This is a genomic window from Microvirga sp. VF16, assembly GCF_016864375.1.
Taxonomy (GTDB): Bacteria; Pseudomonadota; Alphaproteobacteria; order Rhizobiales; family Beijerinckiaceae; genus Microvirga.
Genome location: NZ_CP069354.1, coordinates 2,658,832 through 2,677,522 on the forward strand (window position 1 = coordinate 2,658,832; position 18,691 = coordinate 2,677,522).

Annotated in this window: 16 protein-coding genes; 14 read left to right on the forward strand and 2 right to left on the reverse strand. The window is 60.8% G+C overall.

The window, feature by feature from the left end; genetic code table 11:
- The first annotated feature begins 87 nt into the window (after positions 1–87).
- The 4 genes from JO965_RS12520 to JO965_RS12535 all read left to right on the forward strand — a co-directional run bounded on the left by JO965_RS12520 (position 88) and on the right by JO965_RS12535 (position 5,801).
- Positions 88–1,449 (forward strand): TolC family outer membrane protein, encoded by a 1,362-nt coding sequence (locus JO965_RS12520; RefSeq protein WP_246776879.1) that lies wholly within the window; start codon positions 88–90, stop codon positions 1,447–1,449.
- A 279-nt stretch (positions 1,450–1,728) separates the two neighbouring features.
- Entirely contained in the window at positions 1,729–2,160 is a 432-nt protein-coding gene (locus JO965_RS12525) for a PopZ family protein (protein WP_371826878.1), read from the forward strand.
- A gap of 138 nt (positions 2,161–2,298) precedes the next feature.
- Entirely contained in the window at positions 2,299–5,010 is a 2,712-nt protein-coding gene (locus tag JO965_RS12530; protein ID WP_203443922.1) for a valine--tRNA ligase, read from the forward strand.
- Entirely contained in the window at positions 5,007–5,801 is a 795-nt protein-coding gene (locus JO965_RS12535) for a DUF2459 domain-containing protein (protein WP_246776842.1), read from the forward strand. Before JO965_RS12530 ends, JO965_RS12535 begins: the two co-directional genes overlap by 4 nt.
- Here the strand turns inward: JO965_RS12535 and JO965_RS12540 are convergent.
- A complete protein-coding gene (locus JO965_RS12540) occupies positions 5,740–7,086 on the reverse strand; it encodes an Nramp family divalent metal transporter (protein ID WP_203443923.1) in 1,347 nt (448 codons plus the stop codon). The genes JO965_RS12535 and JO965_RS12540 overlap by 62 nt on opposite strands.
- A gap of 232 nt (positions 7,087–7,318) precedes the next feature.
- Here JO965_RS12540 and JO965_RS12545 point away from each other — a divergent pair, with 232 nt between their 5' ends.
- The 5 genes from JO965_RS12545 (at position 7,319) to JO965_RS49180 (ending at position 12,242) form a co-directional block, all read left to right on the forward strand.
- Positions 7,319–9,295 (forward strand): acetyl/propionyl/methylcrotonyl-CoA carboxylase subunit alpha, encoded by a 1,977-nt coding sequence (locus JO965_RS12545; RefSeq protein WP_203443924.1) that lies wholly within the window; start codon positions 7,319–7,321, stop codon positions 9,293–9,295.
- 54 nt (positions 9,296–9,349) lie between these two features.
- Positions 9,350–9,787 (forward strand): DUF1489 family protein, encoded by a 438-nt coding sequence (locus JO965_RS12550; RefSeq protein WP_203443926.1) that lies wholly within the window; start codon positions 9,350–9,352, stop codon positions 9,785–9,787.
- Positions 9,788–10,155: 368 nt separating this feature from the next.
- A complete protein-coding gene (locus JO965_RS12555; protein WP_203443927.1) occupies positions 10,156–10,512 on the forward strand; it encodes a hypothetical protein in 357 nt (118 codons plus the stop codon).
- Between the two features lie 228 nt (positions 10,513–10,740).
- Positions 10,741–11,448, forward strand: a complete 708-nt coding sequence (locus JO965_RS12560; RefSeq protein ID WP_203443928.1) for a glutathione S-transferase N-terminal domain-containing protein — start codon at positions 10,741–10,743, stop codon at positions 11,446–11,448.
- Between the two features lie 83 nt (positions 11,449–11,531).
- Positions 11,532–12,242: a DnaJ domain-containing protein gene (locus JO965_RS49180; protein WP_203443931.1), complete on the forward strand. Its 711-nt coding sequence runs from the start codon at positions 11,532–11,534 to the stop codon at positions 12,240–12,242.
- A gap of 80 nt (positions 12,243–12,322) precedes the next feature.
- On the opposite strand, the gene JO965_RS12570 is transcribed toward JO965_RS49180, so the two are convergent.
- Positions 12,323–13,909 (reverse strand): D-alanyl-D-alanine carboxypeptidase, encoded by a 1,587-nt coding sequence (locus JO965_RS12570; protein WP_203443932.1) that lies wholly within the window; start codon positions 13,907–13,909, stop codon positions 12,323–12,325.
- 252 nt (positions 13,910–14,161) lie between these two features.
- On the opposite strand from JO965_RS12570, the gene JO965_RS12575 reads away from it, so the two are divergent.
- From JO965_RS12575 to JO965_RS12595, 5 genes are all read left to right on the forward strand, one after another.
- On the forward strand, positions 14,162–14,497 hold the full coding sequence (locus JO965_RS12575) for a phasin family protein (RefSeq protein ID WP_203443933.1): 336 nt from the start codon (positions 14,162–14,164) through the stop codon (positions 14,495–14,497).
- Between the two features lie 274 nt (positions 14,498–14,771).
- Positions 14,772–15,164, forward strand: a complete 393-nt coding sequence (gene clpS / locus JO965_RS12580) for an ATP-dependent Clp protease adapter ClpS (RefSeq protein WP_203444172.1) — start codon at positions 14,772–14,774, stop codon at positions 15,162–15,164.
- Positions 15,165–15,193: 29 nt separating this feature from the next.
- Positions 15,194–17,656 carry an ATP-dependent Clp protease ATP-binding subunit ClpA gene (clpA, locus tag JO965_RS12585; RefSeq protein ID WP_203443934.1) on the forward strand — a complete coding sequence of 821 codons (2,463 nt, stop codon included), beginning with the start codon at positions 15,194–15,196 and terminating at the stop codon, positions 17,654–17,656.
- Entirely contained in the window at positions 17,653–17,904 is a 252-nt protein-coding gene (locus tag JO965_RS12590) for a hypothetical protein (protein WP_203443935.1), read from the forward strand. The genes clpA and JO965_RS12590 overlap by 4 nt, the downstream gene beginning before the upstream one ends.
- Before the next feature lie 434 nt (positions 17,905–18,338).
- Positions 18,339–18,650: a hypothetical protein gene (locus JO965_RS12595; protein ID WP_203443937.1), complete on the forward strand. Its 312-nt coding sequence runs from the start codon at positions 18,339–18,341 to the stop codon at positions 18,648–18,650.
- Positions 18,651–18,691 lie beyond the last annotated feature (41 nt).

The window sequence follows — 18,691 nt, forward strand, 5'->3', positions numbered from 1 at the left end:
TCTTGCGGTTATTCCGTTTCGGTCGCTAGGCAGGTGCGCGTGAAGAAGAAGCATTCCAAGAAGACGTATCGCTTGCTCTTTGGGGCGATGACCTCGGTGTTCGTGCTGATGGGCCCCGACGGGGTATCGGCGGAGACCTTGGAAAGTGCCCTGGCACGCGCTTATGGCAACAATCCGGACCTGAATGTTCAGCGCGCGAATGTCCGCGCGACGGATGAAACGGTCGCCCAGGCCAAGTCTGGATACCGTCCGACGATCAATGGAACGGCCGATGTCAGCCGGTCCTGGGTATCAGCCGAGACGCCTGCGTCGCGGTTCGCGCCGAATACGACGAATACGACCGTACTGAATCCCCGTGGGTTCGGGGTCGAGCTTAATCAGACGATCTTCGACGGCTTTCGGACCACCAACAGGGTCCGCGCGGCGGAATCCTCCGTCCTCGGTTCCCGGGAAACCCTGAACAGCACCGAGCAGAGCATCCTGCTCGACGCTGCTACCGCCTATATGGATGTCCTGAGAGATACGGCCATTCTCGATCTGCAGCGCAATAACGTCGAAGTCATCGACGAGCAGCTGCGCCAGACCCAGGACCGCTTCAACGTCGGCGAAGTGACCCGGACGGACGTCGCTCAGGCGGAAGCCCGTCTTGCGGCTGCTCGGTCCGAAGCGAGCTTGGCCGAGGCGACCTTGCGCAACAGCATCGCCGTCTACCGGCAGGTCGTGGGTGTCGAACCTGCGCAGTTGGCGCCCGGGCGTCCCCTTGATCGCCTGACGCCCCGCACCGTCGATGCGGCCCTGAAAGTCGCCCTGAACGAGCATCCGGCCATCAAGGCGCGTCAGCACGCTGTCGATGTGGCCGAGCTGCAGGTGAAGATCGAGCAGGGCGCTCTTGCTCCGCAATTGGGTGTCGCCGGAGCCGTCGATCAGCGCTATGACCGGCAGCAGGAAGGTGATGCCGCACTTTCGGCTTCCGTGGTCGCGCGGTTGACCGTGCCGATCTACGAAGGCGGTCAAGCCTATGCCGCGACCCGCCAGGCCAAGGAAGTGGCTGGGCAGCGCCGCCTCGAAGCCGATTCCGTGCGCGATCAGGTTCGCGCCGCCGTGAGCTCCTCTTGGGGGCGGTTGGAAGCGGCTCGCGCTCAGATCGTCGCCGCTCAGGCCCAGATCGACGCCGCCGAGACGGCACTCAGCGGTGTGCGCGAAGAGGCTCGCGTCGGTCAGCGCACGACCCTCGATGTCTTGAACGCTCAGCAGGAATTGCTGAATGCCCGTGTGAATCTCATCACGGCCCAGCGCGACCGAGTGGTGGCTTCCTACAGCCTCGTCAATGCGATGGGCCGCCTCAACTCGCGGGCTCTCGCGCTGAAGGTTAATCACTACAGCCCGAAGATCCATTACGATCAGGTCAAAGATCTCTGGATCGGTACGAGCACACCTGACGGTCGTTGATAAGTTTCGGGGCCAGAACCAAAAAGTTCTGGCCCCGCTTGTTTTCTTTAAGGTTGCGTAAAATACTTCATTTACATTCGTTCGAATGTGATTCTTGCGTATTTTAGTTTGGATGCGGCTATGGGTTCTGCGAGCCTGAAGGTTAATGAGCCATCGATGGAAGAAATTTTGGCTTCCATCCGGCGTATCATCTCTGATGATGAGGCGCTGCAACCCTCCGGACCCGAGGAGCCGAGTTCCTCACCTCTGAATAATGTGCTCGACATTGCCGAGCTTCATATGTCTCCACTGATCGCCGCAGGCCCCAATGAGCCGGTGCTCGGACCTTGGAGCCGTGGGGAGATCCTAGTCGCGGATACGCACCCCGGGGACGATATCGTGGAGGGGCGCCATATCCTTCGCGAACGGGAAGAGGGAGCTCCGGCTCCGGCTGTTCTCCAAGAATCTTCCCGGAAAGCGGTTACCCCAGTCGCGACAAACGAGCCTGCAACGACCGATTTTCTCATCTCGCATGAGGCCAGCGCCTCGGTCTCCGATGCCTTCGGCCGGCTGAGTGATTCCTTGAAGCCAAGCCAGCCTCAGACGGTAGAGGATCTCATGAAGGAGATGCTGCGGCCCATGCTGAAGGCATGGCTCGATGACAATCTTCCTTCCCTGGTCGAGCGGCTGGTGCGAGACGAAATCGAGCGCGTGACCCGCTGCCGGGGCTGAGCCATCAGAGGACCTGCAGAGGGCGCTTTTGATGCCCGATGCGCTCAGATTGTCGCCCCTCTGTTGACTTCGACCGATCCGTCCGGTTTGTAGCCGTCTTGCTTGCGCGTTATTCGCGCCAAAAGGCCGGTACTCATCATGATGGACAAGACGTTCGATCCCTCCGCTGTCGAAGCGCGCATTTCCACCCGCTGGGAAGAGGCTGAGGCCTTCAAGGCCGGCCGTGCGGATCGCCAGGACGCGGTACCCTATACGATCGTCATTCCGCCGCCGAACGTGACAGGCTCGCTCCATATGGGGCATGCCCTCAACAACACGATCCAGGACATTCTCTGCCGCTTCGAGCGCATGCGGGGCAAGGACGTGCTCTGGCAGCCGGGCATGGACCATGCTGGCATCGCCACGCAAATGGTGGTCGAGCGCCAGCTGGCCGAGCGCCAGATCCAGCGCCGTGACCTCGGCCGTGACGAGTTCATCAAGCGCGTTTGGGAGTGGAAAGAGGAGTCCGGCGGCACCATCGTGCGCCAGCTCAAGCGCCTCGGCGCCTCCTGCGACTGGTCGCGCGAACGCTTCACCATGGACGAGGGCCTGTCCCGCGCCGTGCTGAAGGTCTTCGTCGACCTCTACAAGCAGGGTCTGATGTACAAGGACAAGCGCCTTGTGAACTGGGATCCGAAATTCCAGACCGCGATTTCGGACCTGGAAGTCATGCAGGTCGAGGTGAAGGGCAGTCTCTGGCATATCCGCTATGCCATCGAGGGCATGCCCGACCGCTCCATCACAGTCGCCACGACCCGCCCGGAGACCATGCTCGGCGACGTGGCCGTGGCGGTTCATCCGGAGGACGAGCGCTACAAGGATCTGGTCGGCAAGTTCGCCATCCTGCCGCTGGTCGGCCGCCGCATCCCCATTGTGGCCGACGAATATTCCGACCCGGAGAAGGGCACCGGCGCAGTGAAGATCACGCCTGCGCACGACTTCAACGATTTTGAGGTCGGCAAACGCCACAAGCTGCCGCTCATCAACATTTTCGGCACCGAGGCGCAACTGGCACTCGCCGGTAACGAAGCCTTCTTGCAGGGCCTTAAGCAGACGGACGATCTCAAGGAAGTGCTGGCACTCGACGGCGTCGGCCGCTTCGAGGCGCGCCAGCGCATCGTCCTGATGCTGGAGGAGCGCGAGCTTCTCGTCCAGATCGAGCCGCACGCCCACACCGTCCCGCATGGCGACCGCTCGAACGTGGTGATCGAGCCCTACCTCACGGATCAATGGTACGTGAACGTGAAGCCGCTCGCCGAGCGCGCGCTCGGCGCCGTGCGCAAGGGGCAAACGAAGTTCGTGCCCGAGAACTGGGAGAAGACCTACTTCCAGTGGCTCGAAGACATCGAGCCCTGGTGCGTCTCGCGCCAGCTTTGGTGGGGCCATCAGATCCCAGCCTGGTATGACGACCAGGGCAATGTCTTCGTCGCCCTGAGCGAGGAAGAGGCAAAAGCCGAGGCGCGTGCCAAGAATGGCCGGGACGTGTCGCTCAAGCGCGACGAGGACGTGCTCGATACCTGGTTCTCTTCGGCGCTCTGGCCGTTCTCGACGCTCGGCTGGCCGGACGAGACGCCGGAGCTGAAGCGCTATTATCCGACGAATACGCTCGTCACGGGCTTCGACATCATCTTCTTCTGGGTCGCCCGGATGATGATGATGGGCATGCACTTCATGGACGAAGTGCCCTTCGACACGGTTTATATTCACGCCCTCGTCCGCGACGAGAAGGGCGCGAAGATGTCGAAGTCGAAAGGCAACGTCATCGATCCGCTCGACGTGGTGGAGCAGTATGGCGCAGATGCGCTGCGCATGACGCTGACCTCGATGGCAGCGCAGGGACGCGACATCAAGCTGTCGGTTCAGCGTGTCGAGAACTACCGCAACTTCGCGACCAAGATCTGGAATGCGGCCCGGTTCGCCGAGATGAACGAGTGCAGGCGCGTTGCCGGCTTCGATCCGAAATCGGTGAAGGAGACGCTCAACAAATGGGCGCTCAGCGAATGCGCCAAGGCGATCAACGAAGTGGCCTCGGGCATCCAGAGCTACAAGTTCAACGAAGCTGCCGGCGCGGCTTATCGCTTCGTGTGGAACGTGTTCTGTGACTGGACGCTGGAACTGTCCAAGCCCGTCCTGCAGGGTGCGGATTCTCCTGCGAAGGACGAGACCCGCGCCACCATCGCGTTCATCCTCGACGAGATCTGTAAGCTCCTGCACCCCATCATGCCTTTCCTCACGGAGGAGCTTTGGGAGGTGAAAGGGCAGGAGGGCCCGAAGCGAGAGACGATCCTGGCCCTCGCTCCCTGGTCGAAACTCGATGATCTGATCGATCCGCAGGCGGAGGCCGAGATCGGTTGGGTAGTCGATCTCGTCACCGAAATCCGTTCTGCCCGTTCGGAGACGAACGTGCCGGCCGGCGCGCAGATCCCGCTCGTCCTCGTGGCATCCTCTGAGGGTGTGAAGGCTCGCGCCGGGCGCTGGGGCGATATCGTGAAGCGCCTCGCGCGCCTCTCCGACATCTCGTTTGCCGATGCGGCGCCGAAGAGCTCGATCCAGCTCCTCATCCGGGGTGAAGTGGCAGCCCTGCCGCTGGAAGGCGTGATCGATCTCGATGCCGAGCGCGCGCGCCTCGCCAAGGAAATCCAAAAACTCGACGTGGAGGTCGGCAAGATCGACGCGAAGCTCGGGAACGCGGATTTCATCAAGCGCGCACCGGAAGAGGTGGTCGAGGAGCAGCGTGAACGCCGCGACGAGGCCCTGACCCGCAAGGCGAAGATGGAAGAGGCGCTCGGGCGCCTCAGGGACGCCGGTTGAGGCCTATTCTGCAAAACGGACTGAAGGGCGTTATCGCCCTTCTTCTCGTATTAGTTGGCCTGGTCGTGCTGACTGCACGACATGGCGATCCGAATATTTTTCCCGCCGGGCGGGATGGTCTGGAGGTCGCGTTCGTCAGCAACGGCTATCACGCGGGATTGGTGCTGCCCCGAAAACAGGTGGCTAATCTCGGGAGTGCCAAGGGGCTGCCGGCCCTGATCTCGATCGCCTCCCGATTCCAGCATTATGAGTGGATCGAATTCGGATGGGGCGATGCCGAATTCTATCGCGCAACGCCGACGACAGACGAGTTCCAGTGGCGTCTCGCCTGGCTCGCGCTCACGGGACAGGGGCAGGGAAGCGTCCTTCACGTCGTCGGACTGGAGAAGGAGCCAGAATGGGCCTTTCCCACATCTGATCTCGTGAGAATCAGGCTCTCGCCGGAGGGCTTTGCCCGCCTCGGGCAAAAGATCGAAGAATCCTTCGCCCCGGACGAGGGGCTACGGCCCCAGGAATTAGGTCCCGGCCTCTATGGGCCGAGCCTGTTCTATAAAGCCAAAGGCCATTTCAATCTGTTTCGCGTGTGCAACCACTGGGTCGCGGATCTTTTGGACGCGGCAGGGGTTTCCGACGACGCCAAGTCTGGCGATCCTTCCGGCAGGGCTGATCGTGGATTTGACATGGCGCTCCGGCCTGTCACTGGCACGGATGCAGTAAACTCCGCTGCCTTCAACCCAAGGCGAAATCTACCAACAGCTTCACGTTCAGCACCACGATCACCGCGGCGATGAGTCCTGCGATGGCGGTGAGCCAGCGCGGGGTAACGAGAGCGCCCATCTTGGCTTTCGAGGCGGTCATGGTCACGAGCGGGATGACGGCAAAGGGGAGCTGAAGGCTCAGGATGACTTGGCTCAGGATCAGGAGTTTCGCCGTGCCACTTTCACCATAGGCGATGGTGACGCCGGCCGCGGGAATGATGGCGATGCCGCGGGTGATGAGGCGGCGCATCCAGGGTGCCATCTTGAAGTTGATGAAGCCCTCCATGACGATCTGCCCCGCCATGGTCGCCGTCACCGTGGAGTTCAGGCCGCAGCAGAGAAGTGACAGGCCGAAGAGCATCGGCGCGATGGCGCTGCCGAGAATCGGCTGGAGGAGGGTGTGCGCCTCCCCGAGCTCGGCGATCTCCGTCCGGCCCGTATGGTGGAAGGCAGCGGCCGCTAGGATGAGCAGGGATGCATTGATGGTGAGAGCGAACATCAGGGCGATGGTCGAGTCGAGGGTCGCAAAGCGTAAGGCTTCGCGCCGCTCGCTCAAGGTGTCGCCATAGGCGCGGGTCTGTACGATGCCGGAATGCAGATAGAGGTTATGCGGCATCACCGTCGCGCCCAGGATGCCAAGTGCCAGGTAGAGCATGTCGGGATTGGTGACGATCTCGGTCGTCGGGGCAAATCCGGTGATCACGCCGGCCCAGTCCGGATCGGCCATGGCGATCTGGATGCCGAAGCAGACGGCAATCACGCCGAGCAGAGTGATGATAAATGCTTCAACCCAACGGAAACCGAGATTCTGCAGATAGAGGATCAGGAACACGTCCAGCGCCGTGATGATGACGCCGATCTCCAATGGAATGCCGAAAAGGAGGTTGAGGCCGATCGCCGTGCCGATGACCTCGGCCAAGTCTGTGGCACAGATGGCAAGTTCTGCGAGAGCCCATAGAACCCAGGCGACCGGCCTTGGATACGCGTCCCGGCAGGCCTGGGCGAGGTCGCGGCCCGTGGCGACCGCCAGCCGGGCACAGAGCGACTGCAGGATGATCGCCATGATGTTGGAGATCAGTGCCACCGAGAGCAGAGCGTAGCCGTATTTTGACCCGCCGGCGATGGAGGTGGCCCAGTTGCCCGGGTCCATATAGCCCACGGCCACCAGATAGCCCGGTCCCAGAAATGCTGCTGCCCGCCGCCAAGTCGATCCCGGCCGCACTGCAATCGAGCGATTGACCTCCGGCAGGGAGGGCAGGTCCCGGGAGCGCCGCCAGGCGGCCTTTTGAACAAGGGAAATGGGGGCCGATTGGTCCATGGTCTCTTTCTGCAGTTGCAAATTATTTGCAATAAGAAGCTAACCTGGAATGCGTGATCCGGCAAGTGGGGAATTCGAGCGGAGCTTCAGGCGAGGGCTCGACTTTGGGTGAAAAGGCGAGGCACCCTGTTGGAGACAGGCTTTCGGCTCGCCTGTTCTCGCGTGACAAGACGCCCGAGGTTTGCTCTAGGTTTGGTAAAGCCAGACAGAATTGCCGGAACAAGGGTCGGAAATGCTCGAGAGTGTCCTGATTGCGAATCGTGGCGAGATCGCATGCCGCATCATTCGCACCGCCCAGCGGCTGGGGATGCGGACCATTGCGGTCTATTCGGAGGCCGATTCGGACGCACTCTTCGTGCAGATGGCTGACGAGGCGTATCCCATCGGCCCGCCGCCCGCCCGTGAGAGCTATCTCCAGATCGACAAAATCATCGAAGTCGCCAAACGCGCCAAAGCCACCGCCATTCACCCTGGCTATGGTTTTCTCTCCGAGCGGGCCGAATTTGCGGACGCCTGTGCCAAGAGTGGCATTGTGTTCGTCGGACCGCCGGCTTCCGCCATCAAGGCCATGGGCCTGAAGGATGCGGCCAAGGCGCTGGTGCAGCAGGCGGGCGTGCCGGTCGTGCCCGGCTATCACGGTTCGAAGCAGGATCCGGATTTCCTCCGCCAGAAAGCCTACGAGATCGGCTATCCGGTTCTGATCAAGGCCGTTGCCGGCGGCGGCGGCAAGGGGATGCGGCGCGTCGAGAAGGCGGCCGATTTCGATGCGGCGCTGGAGAGCGCGCAGCGCGAGGCGCAGAACGCCTTCGGCGATCCGCGCGTGCTGGTGGAGAAATACATTCTCTCGCCGCGCCATATCGAGATCCAGGTCTTTGCCGACAGCCACGGTAACGTGGTGCATCTCTTCGAGCGCGACTGCTCTCTCCAGCGCCGCCACCAGAAGGTCATCGAGGAAGCGCCGGCTCCCGGCATGACACCAGAGATGCGCCACGTGATGGGACAGGCTGCCGTCGAAGCAGCCCGCGCGGTCGGTTATGTCGGCGCGGGTACCGTCGAGTTCATTGCCGACGGGCGCGAAGGCCTTCGTCCCGACCGATTCTATTTCATGGAAATGAACACCCGCCTGCAGGTCGAGCATCCAGTGACGGAAGCGATCACCGGGCTCGACCTCGTAGAACTGCAGTTCCGCGTCGCGTCTGGTGAGACGCTGCCGTTCTCGCAGGGCGACCTCGCCATCGACGGCCATGCGGTCGAGGCGCGTCTCTATGCGGAGGACCCGGAAAAGGAATTCCTGCCCTCGACAGGAAAACTCTGGGCCTTGGAATTTCCGGAAGGCGAGGGCATCCGCATCGATACCGGCGTCGAGGCCGGAGCCGAGGTGACGCCCTATTACGACCCGATGATTGCGAAGGTCATCGCGCACGCTGCGACGCGTGAGGAGGCCTTGGACAAGCTGGCTGAAGCGCTTGGGCAAACGATCGTTGCCGGTCCGAAGACCAATGCGGCGTTCCTGAAGAAGCTGTGCGAGGCCGAAGGTTTTAGGATAGGGCAGTTCGATACCGGCTTCATCGACCGTAATATCGAAAGCCTCGGGGTCGGACCGCAGCCAGTGGATGAGGTTGCCGTGTCGTTCGGCGCTTCCGCGCTGATCTCGCGGGAAATCGAGCGGCTGCGCATGGCCGAACTGCAGAAAAGCGATGAACCGGCGTCGCCTTGGTCGATGCCGGACGGCTTCCAGCTTCTCGGACTGCGCAGCGTCGGCGTTCCGCTGCGCGTTGATGGCGAACGTGTCGATGCCCGCGAGGTGTTCAGCCGCGAGCATCCTGGTGCGAGTACGGTTGCGTTCGGCAAGAGCGATCCCTGGGCCGATGCGGAGGTTGACCAGGAGGTGGAGGCGCCACACGGCGTCTACATCATCCGTCATGGGCGCCAGACGCTTGTGCAGCCCTACGATCCGTTCGATGTCGATCTCGAGCACATGGATGAGGGCGGCACGGTCAAGGCACCGATGCATGGCAAGCTCATTGCCGTGTTCGTGCAGCCCGGTGAGCGGGTCGAGAAGGGCCAGCGGCTTGCCATTGTCGAAGCCATGAAGATGGAGCATGTGCTGGTGGCGCCCTCTGATTCCGAGGTGGCGGAGATCGCCGCCGAGCCGGGGGCGCAGGTTGCGGAAGGGGCACGCCTGATCGTATTCAAAACAGAGGAATAAGCTGCGGCGCATTGCCGGGTGACACATCGGGCGAGCACGTGGTTGAAGACGGATATGGCACTTCACCTGATCAAACTCTGCGTCGGCTGCGACTCGATCACGGACCTTGAAGAGTGGATCGAGGAGAACCGCGCGCTGCATCGGCGCCTTGGACGCGATTACGAGCAGACGCATACTACCCGCATGGTGCCGAAGCGCGTCGACGAGCTACTGGATGGCGGCTCCTTGTTCTGGGTGATCAAAGGGCAGGTTGCAGCACGCCAGAAGCTGCTGGACGTGCGTCCCTTCACAGATGCCGACGGCATTGGCCGTTGTCATCTGGTGCTGGAATCGAAGGTGGTTGCAGTGGAGCCGCGTCCGTATCGGCCGTTCCAGGGTTGGCGCTATCTGGCCGCCAAGGAAGCTCCGCGTGACATCGATCTCAAATCGGGCGATCTTGCCGTCATGCCGGAAGACATGCGTCGCGAACTGGCCGAGCTGGGTCTTCTATAACCTATGTGAATCCCTGGAGATGGTTCGATGAGGCTTCTGTTCGCGACAGCCTTCCTTCTGATCGCCACCGATAGCTCTGTCCTTGCGAAAGAGTGCCGCATGCCTGACATGCCTCCTGGCATGAATGTGCAAGTGCCCCCGGAATGCAAGGAACGTTTGCCGGACCGCCGACTGGAGGCAAAGAGTCAAAATTCTCCCAGGGCGAACCAGGGCTTCATCGATTTAGGGAATGGTACGCAAGTGCGGATCGGCGGCCGTGTCCGGGCGGAAGTCGGTGGGCGCCGTTAGACTTTTTAGCTGGGGATCGTCCTGGAACCGCGCTGCCTCGAATAGCATTGGCTCAGCAGTACAGTTGAGTGGAGGTTCCGATGCTGATGTGTGCATCTGAAGGCCGGCACTGGCGTTACGAAGTCTGCGAGCATGACGACGGCTATCTCGTCCAAATGCGGGACTTGACCACTGGCGAGCTGGACGAGGAATTCTCCACCATCTTCCGCACACTTCCCGTGGCCTTTGCCTATGCCGAGATGTCGGCCGCCTATGAGCGCTACGCCGCCTCGGAACTCGAACATGTGGATGACGACCAGATCGAGCTCGATGTGGAGGCAACTGAGCGACATTTCATCGATCTGAGCGACAGACTGCACGATTCGGGTATCAACGGGATCGTGGTCCAGACCTGGGAACGGGAAAGCCAGCGCAGCCGGTTCTCGCAGCTGCACTGAAACTTGATTGGGATAGCCCCGGCTTCACGTTTGCAAGCCGGGTTGCTCCCTCTAGCGCATCGTGCGGACCCAGAGGGTCGCGTCAGCGAAAAGTGGACCCGGTTTTCCGCATCAACGATGCGCCGCTTAAGAGATTGAGCATCGGACTGGATCCCAAAAGTGGGTCCACTTTTGGGTCCGATGCTCTAGCATCGCTCCATCACGACTCACGCCGATGATGGAGTTTCCATGGCTGATCTCTCCGCTTTCCCGATCGCGGCCCGCTGGCCGGCCCAGCATCCCAACCGGATCCAGCTCTATTCCACGCCCACGCCTAACGGGGTCAAGGTCTCCATTATGCTGGAGGAGACCGAACTTCCTTACGAGCCGCATTTCATCAATATCGGCCAGAACGAGACCTGGACGCCAGAATTCCTGTCTCTGAACCCGAACGGCAAAATTCCTTCCATCATCGATCCTAACGGACCGGGCGGAAAACCGCTGCCCCTGTTTGAATCCGGCGCGATCCTTCTCTACCTCGCCGAGAAGACTGACAAGTTCCTGCCGTCCGATCCGGCGCAGCGCTATCAGACCATCCAGTGGGTATTCTTCCAGATGGCGGCGGTGGGACCGATGTTCGGCCAGCTCGGCTTCTTCCACAAATTCGCGGGTCGCGAGATCGAGGACAAGCGTCCGCTCGAAAGATATCGCAACGAATCCAAGCGCCTGCTCGGCGTGCTTGAGACGAGGCTGGAAGGCCGCAATTGGATCATGGGCGAGGACTACACCATCGCCGACATCTCTCTGCTCGGCTGGGTCCGCAACCTGATCGGGTTCTATGGCGCGGGCGAACTGGTGGAGTTCGACCGCCTGAAGTGGGTTCCGGCCTGGCTGGAGCGTGGCTTGGCACGCCCGGCCGTCCAGCGCGGCCTCGATATGCCGAAACGGCCCGAATAGGCTTTCGTCGGGCCCTCATTCTTCAACCTTGCAATTTACATCCGCCCCATCCCGGCCCACATGTTGGGGTGGGGACAAAAACGATGATGCTGCTTTTCGGAATCGCGGCGGTCGCCCTTCTGTGGTGGCTTGCCAAGACGTATACGCGGACGGACACGAAGGTTCTGGCGAAGAGCCTCAAAGTCGTGGCGGGTGTCGCGGCTCTTGGCGCGGCCGTGCTGCTAGGCATCAAGGGGCGTTTCGATATGGCCCTCCTGCTAGGGGGCTTTGGGGCCTGGGCCCTAGGCTGGAATGCCCTGAACATTCCCGGCCCCTGGCAGAAATTCCAGCAGGCGACCGGCCGCTTCTCCCGCATCCGATCGGCGATGATCGAGATGGAAATCGACCACGCGACCGGCGCCGTCGAGGGCAGCATTTTGGTCGGGGCTTTCGCTGGCCGCCGCCTCTCAAGTCTCGATCCACAGAGCCTGCGCCGTCTCTATGACGAATGCTGTGCCCATGATCCCCAGGGCATTCCGCTCCTAGAGGCTTATCTTGATCGCAGGTTTTCCGGCTGGCGTGAAAACGCTCAGGGAGATCGTGACACGCGGACGCGCACCCATGCGCATTCGGGCGTAATGACGAAAGAGGAAGCCTATCAGATCCTGGGGCTTCAGCCGGGTGCGAGCCTCGATGAGATCCGAAAAGCGCATCGGACGCTCATGAAGAAACTCCATCCCGACCAGGGAGGGACGGCGTATCTCGCGGCTCGCGTGAACGAGGCGAGAGAAGTTTTGCTGGGCCGACATCGCTGATACTCCACGCGCGATCCGGTTTGTCTTTAGACTGCGGCGGCGCAAACACACGCGCCGTCGCAGAACTCCCTTACATCAGATCAGCCGCGCGAGGCGAAGCAGTTCATGCCGCCCTTCTTGAGCTGCTTGCAAGCGTTGGCGGCATCGTTGGATTCGGAGAAGCCGGAGAAGCGGGCACGATAGAGCGTGCTGCCGTCCACAGTCACTTTCTCGGTGAACGGAGCGGCCTTGTTGAGGAGCTTGCCGAAGCGGCTGCGGGCCGAGTCGAGCATGGCCTTGGCCTTGTCCTCGTCGTCCGTGGCGCCGAGCTGGATCACCCAACCCGTCACAGCTTTTTTGGGTTCGGCAACCTCAGTTTTGGGAGCATCCATCTTGAGAGATGCGACCTTGGTCGCCGCAGCGGTGGTTGCAGCCGGTGCGGGCTCGACTGCTTTCGCCTCGATCTTGGCCTGCAGAGCGGCCTTCTGAGAGGCCGGGATCTGGGCCGGAGCCGGCAGGGCGGCGTAGGCCTGGGCGTTCAGGGGCAACGGCTCCTGTCCCTTCTGCCACCGCACCGAGGAGGGCGTGGTGGTCGAGCTGGCGCCGGCGGCCGAGGCTACGACGGGGCGCAAAGTATTCAGGTCGAGCGGCTTACGCTCGGGTGCAGCTTGAGGCGTCGAGGCTTGCGCGACAGGAGCCTGTGGGGTGGCCGAGGCGACTCGCACAGGAGCTGCGACCGGAGTGGCTTCAACCGAGCGCGGAGCCGGAGCTTCGGCTACCATGGCGGATCGGCTCTCGACTACGGCTGGTGCCGTACGAGCACCGGCATAGGCGCGGGGCAGGTGATCATCGATTAGGGCCGCCATCTTCTGGTCGCGAGAAGAGCCGGAGCGGCCGCCGAGCACGACGGCGACGATGCTGCGGGTATCGGTATTGACCGAGGTCAGCAGGTTGAAGCCGGAGAGGCGGGTGTAGCCGGTCTTGATGCCGTCCACGCCTTCGACCTTACCGAGCAGACGGTTGTGGCCGCGGATGGTGCGGCTGCCGTACTGGAACGAGCGGGTCTGGAAATAGGCGAAATATTTCGGGAAGCGGTCCTGGATCGCACGGCCGAGGACGGACAGGTCGCGGGCGGTGGTGATGTTCGGTGGCTCATGCGGCAGGCCGTGCGGGTTGTAGAACGCGGTTGAGCTCATGCCGAGCTCCTTGGCCTTGCGGGTCATCATCTGGGCGAAGGCATCCTCTGAACCCGCGATGTTTTCTGCCACCACGACCGAGACGTCGTTGGCGGACAGGGTCACCATGGCCTTGATGGCATCATCGACCTCAATAGCCGATCCGGGACGAAGACCAAGCTTGGTCGGAGGCTGGCTTGCGGCATAGGTCGAAACGGTCAGGGGCGTGTCGAGGCGCATGCGCCCGCGTTCAAGCTGCTCGAACAGCAGGTAAAGGCTCATCACCTTGGTGATCGAAGCCGGAATCCGGGGTTCGTCGATATTCTCGCCCTGGAGCACCTTGCCGGTCTTGGAATCGACGACGATGGAGGCTGTGAGAGGGCTAAAACCGCCGCCGGAGGGCTTAGCCCTGCGGCGCGCTGCATCCGCCGGAGAGGAAAACGCAACCGCAACTGAAGCAACAATACCAATAAGAGCCCATGTCTTTCGGTGTCCCATCCAAACCGAATTCATGCTGCAAAAATCCCTGTTTCGTTTGGTTTTAGGCCCGTGCGCCCGGCTCTCTGAAAGGAACCGTTGCCAGCACAACACATCCTCCGACAGTAAGAGGATGCGGTTACGGGGCGGTTAACGGGGGAATCGAATGATTGAAATATTGTGCAATGCACAATAGAACTTGACAAATTTTGTGCACTGCACATATTGAGTTCGTCAGCTATCCAGCGGCGCCAACCGTCATTTAACGCCTTATTGCCGAGGTTCACAATGCTTCAGCCGTTTACCCAGATTCAGAAATTCGGCCAGGACAACCTGGATGCCACCGTAAAGGCCCTGGGCGCCTTTTCCAGCAACAGCCAGGCGATCGCGACCGAAACAGCGGATTTCGCCCGGAAGTCGTTCGAGCAGACCTCTGCGACCGTCGAAAAGCTCATCGGTGTGCAGACCCTCGATAAGGCTTTTGAGATTCAGACGGCCTTCGTGAAGAGCGCCTATGACAGCCTCGTGAGCCAGACCACTAAGATGGGCGCGCTCTATTCCGCTCTCGCGACTGAGACGATCAAGCCTTACGAGGGCCTCCTTTCCAAGGCGACGACCGCCTGATCGGACGATTGCAGCTCTTCTCTCATGAAGCGCCCGGGCCTGTCCCGGGCGTTTTGCGTTGGAGCTGCCATGCGCCTAAGGCTTGGCTGCACGCTTGCGCCGCTCGCGCAGGAGTGACCAAGATGTCGCTCTTTTCCAGGAGGCTGCGACCACCCATCTGGTTGATCTGGCGAACCGAATGGAGCGACTATACATTTGGCTTGATGTCGACGGCCCGAGACAGGATGGGCCGAAGGCCGAGGGCGAGGACAGAAGAAGGGGCGGTCGTCCGATTATGCTGCGGTTAGCTCAAGGTACTTTGACCCTGTCGGAGTCTTTTCCGATCTCCGCTGCCGGCGGGTCACAGCCCCCTGGAGGCGATGATGGCGGGCGCTCGAACACGGCCATCATCACGAAAACCAAGCCGCGCACGAAACGGCCGAACCTTTACCGCGTTCTTCTCTTGAACGATGATTACACCCCAATGGAGTTCGTGGTGCACGTGCTGGAGCGCTTCTTCAACAAGAACCGTGAGGATGCAACCCGGATCATGTTGCACGTGCATCAGAATGGCGTGGGGGAATGTGGAGTTTTTACTTACGAAGTTGCTGAGACGAAGGTGACACAGGTGATGGATTTCGCCCGGAAGCACCAGCACCCTCTGCAATGTGTCATGGAAAAGAATTAGCTTAAGCCCGTCTTATAAAGGACAAGCCGTTGCCGAGCTTTTCTCGCAGTCTTGAACAAGCCCTTCACCGAGCCCTCGCTCTCGCGGGCGAGCGCCGCCATGAATACGCTACCCTCGAGCACCTCCTCCTGGCTCTGATCGACGACCAGGACGCTGCGGCCGTCATGCGGGCCTGCAATGTCGATCTCGATGTTCTCCGCCGCAACTTGGTCGATTACGTCGATAGCGAGCTTGCCAATCTCGTGGCCGATGGACGCCAGGATTCCAAGCCGACGGCCGGTTTCCAGCGTGTGATTCAGCGGGCTGTGATTCATGTCCAGTCGTCTGGTCGCGACGAGGTGACGGGTGCGAACGTGCTTGTCGCCATCTTTGCCGAGCGGGAGAGCCATGCGGCCTACTTCCTGCAGGAGCAGGACATGACCCGTTACGACGCGGTCAACTATATCAGCCACGGTATCGCCAAGCGTCCCGGCCTCACCGAGAGCCGCTCGCCGCGCGGCTCCGAGGAGGAATCCTCGACCGAGCGTCCGACCCAGGACGAGGGTGACGCGCGGAGTAAGAAAAAGGGCGACGCGCTTGAGGCTTACTGCGTCAACCTCAACAAGAAGGCGAAGGAAGGTCGGATCGATCCGCTGATCGGCCGCGAGTCCGAGGTCCAGCGTACCATCCAGGTCCTGTGCCGCCGCCAGAAGAACAATCCGCTCCTCGTCGGCGAGCCCGGCGTCGGCAAGACCGCCATCGCGGAAGGTCTGGCCCGCAAGATCGTCCAGGGCGAGGTGCCGGAGGTCCTCAAGGGAGCCACCGTCTTCTCCCTCGACATGGGCACGCTTCTGGCGGGCACCCGCTATCGCGGCGACTTCGAAGAGCGCCTGAAGCAGGTGATGAAGGAGATCGAACAGCACCCGAACGCGATCATGTTCATCGACGAGATCCATACGGTGATCGGTGCTGGTGCGACCTCCGGCGGCGCCATGGACGCCTCGAACCTGCTCAAGCCTGCCTTGGCTCAGGGTACGCTGCGCTGCATCGGCTCCACGACCTACAAGGAGTACCGGCAGTATTTCGAGAAGGATCGGGCCCTCGTGCGTCGCTTCCAGAAGATCGACGTCAACGAGCCTTCGGTGCCGGATGCGATCGAGATCGTGAAGGGGCTGAAGCCTTACTTCGAGGACTTCCACAAGCTGAAGTACACCAACGACGCCGTGAAGGCAGCGGTGGAGCTGTCGGCCAGGTATATCAATGATCGCAAGTTGCCGGACAAGGCGATCGACGTGATCGACGAGACCGGCGCATCGCAGATGCTCCTTCCCGAAGGCCGTCGTAAGAAGACCATTGGCATCAAGGAGATCGAGGCGACCATCGCCACCATGGCCCGCATTCCGCCCAAGACCGTATCGAAGGACGATGCCGAGGTGCTCGCTCACCTGCAGGATACCCTGAAGCGGGTCGTCTACGGTCAGGACAAGGCTATCGAGGCGCTGTCCTCGGCGATCAAGCTGGCTCGCGCTGGCCTGCGCGATGCGGAAAAGCCCATCGGCTCCTACCTCTTCGCCGGCCCCACGGGCGTCGGCAAGACGGAGGTGGCCAAGCAACTGGCGGCTTCGCTCGGCGTCGAGCTCCTGCGCTTCGACATGTCGGAATACATGGAGCGTCACACGGTCAGCCGTCTGATCGGCGCGCCTCCCGGCTATGTGGGCTTCGATCAGGGCGGCCTGCTGACCGACGGCGTCGACCAGCATCCGCATTGCGTGCTCCTGCTCGACGAGATCGAGAAGGCGCATCCAGATCTGTTCAACATCCTGCTTCAGGTCATGGACCATGGGAAGCTGACGGATCACAACGGCAAGCAGGTCGATTTCCGCAACGTGATCATCATCATGACCACGAATGCGGGGGCCGCCGACATGGCCCGTCCGGCCTACGGCTTCACCCGCACCAAGCGTGAGGGTGACGATACGGAAGCGGTCAACAAGCTGTTCACACCCGAGTTCCGCAACCGGCTCGATGCGATCATTTCCTTCGCTCATCTGCCGAAAGAGGTGGTTCAGAAGGTCGTGGACAAGTTCGTCATGCAGCTCGATGCCCAGCTTGCCGACCGCAACGTCTCGATCGAACTCACGGACGAGGCCCGCGACTGGCTGGTCGAGCATGGCTATGACGAGGCCATGGGCGCCCGCCCAATGGGCCGCCTGATCCAGTCGACCATCAAGACGCCGCTGGCGGACGAAGTCCTCTTCGGTCGCCTGAAGAATGGCGGTGCCGTTCGTGTGGTCGTCAAGACGGACGAGATCGGTCTGCAGAGTCTCGGCTTCGAATATGTCGAGGGTCCGGTGAAGCCGAAGCCCGAGAAGGATGTCGCGAACGCCGCCAAGAAGAAGCCCAAGGCCAAGGCCTCTTCGAAGGCGAAAAAGACCGTGAAACCGAAGGGATCCGATGGTAATGGGGGCGGCGGTGTCCGCACCGTTCCGAAAGTTCCGTTGGTTAGAGCATGACGATCGAGATTCACGAGGGACCCCTGGAAGCGTCCCGAACCCTGGAGACGCCGGCGAAGCTGTCATGGCGCGAGAAGCGCTATCTGCGCCGTCGCCGGCGTGTGTGGTTCGAGGAAATCTTGGGGTGGATCCTCGTGCCGGTGATCATCTTGGGCTGCTATTGGCTGCTGGATATCGGCCTCAACGCGCTCGGCACCTCGCCGTCCGCGATTATGGAAGGCATCGACGCGATCATCTCCAGTCTTTAAGATTGGCTGAGACTAGCCTAGCCGTCTATCAAGCCGCATCGGATCAAACGCCGATGCGGCTTTTTCCTTGGCGACTCACCCGCATCAAGTAGGCTTTAATTAACCTGCTATGCCGAACTGCATATGTGCGACGTCAAATGCAGCCGAGTTTGGACGCTTCGAATCAAAGCTTGGCGGTTGGTGAGCAAATAACTCATCGGTATTAATTTCATAATATTATGTATTACTCTCTGCAGTGGTTTTTGATTCCGGAATAATAATTTTTCACATAGTTTAATTTTGATATGATCAGGGCGTCCGCCTGGATACTGTGTCAATATAAATGAAAAAAATGTAGTATTGTTTGAGATTGTGCGGCTTCATGGTTGTCCGAGGTCATTAGTTTTTCTGAAAAACAAAGATCATATTCAAAATGGGGCAATGAGGCATGAACGATGAAAATCGCAATATTAGGCCTCGGCTATGTCGGATTGACAGCTGCTGGCTGTTTGCTCAAGGAAGGGCACTTTATCCTTGGCATTGAGCCAAACGAGGACAAGCTAGCACTTATCAAAGACGGAAGATCTCCAATCTATGAGCCCGGTCTCAATGACTTGCTTCTTCTCGGAGTGCAGGAAGGTCGGCTTGAGACCTCTCTGAGCGTTGATGGACGTCTCGGTCACTGCGATATTGTGATGGTCTGCGTGGGCACACCTAAGTTGTCTGGTGGCGGAACGTTGTTGGGACCAAGTGCGTTGCGCGATTGAGGAGTATGCTTGGCGCTTTGACGGCCTGCGGCGCCGAGCTC

What these genes read in the sequence shown, in the direction of transcription:
- JO965_RS12520 (WP_246776879.1), top strand. Translation starts at nt 88, where the DNA reads ATGACCTCGGTGTTCGTGCTGATGGGCCCCGACGGGGTATCGGCGGAG.
- JO965_RS12525 (WP_371826878.1), top strand. Translation starts at nt 1,729, where the DNA reads ATGTCTCCACTGATCGCCGCAGGCCCCAATGAGCCGGTGCTCGGACCT.
- JO965_RS12530 (WP_203443922.1), top strand. Translation starts at nt 2,299, where the DNA reads ATGATGGACAAGACGTTCGATCCCTCCGCTGTCGAAGCGCGCATTTCC.
- JO965_RS12540 (WP_203443923.1), bottom strand. Translation starts at nt 7,086, where the DNA reads ATGGACCAATCGGCCCCCATTTCCCTTGTTCAAAAGGCCGCCTGGCGG.
- JO965_RS12545 (WP_203443924.1), top strand. Translation starts at nt 7,319, where the DNA reads ATGCTCGAGAGTGTCCTGATTGCGAATCGTGGCGAGATCGCATGCCGC.
- JO965_RS12550 (WP_203443926.1), top strand. Translation starts at nt 9,350, where the DNA reads ATGGCACTTCACCTGATCAAACTCTGCGTCGGCTGCGACTCGATCACG.
- JO965_RS12555 (WP_203443927.1), top strand. Translation starts at nt 10,156, where the DNA reads ATGCTGATGTGTGCATCTGAAGGCCGGCACTGGCGTTACGAAGTCTGC.
- JO965_RS12560 (WP_203443928.1), top strand. Translation starts at nt 10,741, where the DNA reads ATGGCTGATCTCTCCGCTTTCCCGATCGCGGCCCGCTGGCCGGCCCAG.
- JO965_RS49180 (WP_203443931.1), top strand. Translation starts at nt 11,532, where the DNA reads ATGATGCTGCTTTTCGGAATCGCGGCGGTCGCCCTTCTGTGGTGGCTT.
- JO965_RS12570 (WP_203443932.1), bottom strand. Translation starts at nt 13,909, where the DNA reads ATGAATTCGGTTTGGATGGGACACCGAAAGACATGGGCTCTTATTGGT.
- JO965_RS12575 (WP_203443933.1), top strand. Translation starts at nt 14,162, where the DNA reads ATGCTTCAGCCGTTTACCCAGATTCAGAAATTCGGCCAGGACAACCTG.
- clpS (WP_203444172.1), top strand. Translation starts at nt 14,772, where the DNA reads ATGCTGCGGTTAGCTCAAGGTACTTTGACCCTGTCGGAGTCTTTTCCG.
- JO965_RS12590 (WP_203443935.1), top strand. Translation starts at nt 17,653, where the DNA reads ATGACGATCGAGATTCACGAGGGACCCCTGGAAGCGTCCCGAACCCTG.
- JO965_RS12595 (WP_203443937.1), top strand. Translation starts at nt 18,339, where the DNA reads ATGAAAATCGCAATATTAGGCCTCGGCTATGTCGGATTGACAGCTGCT.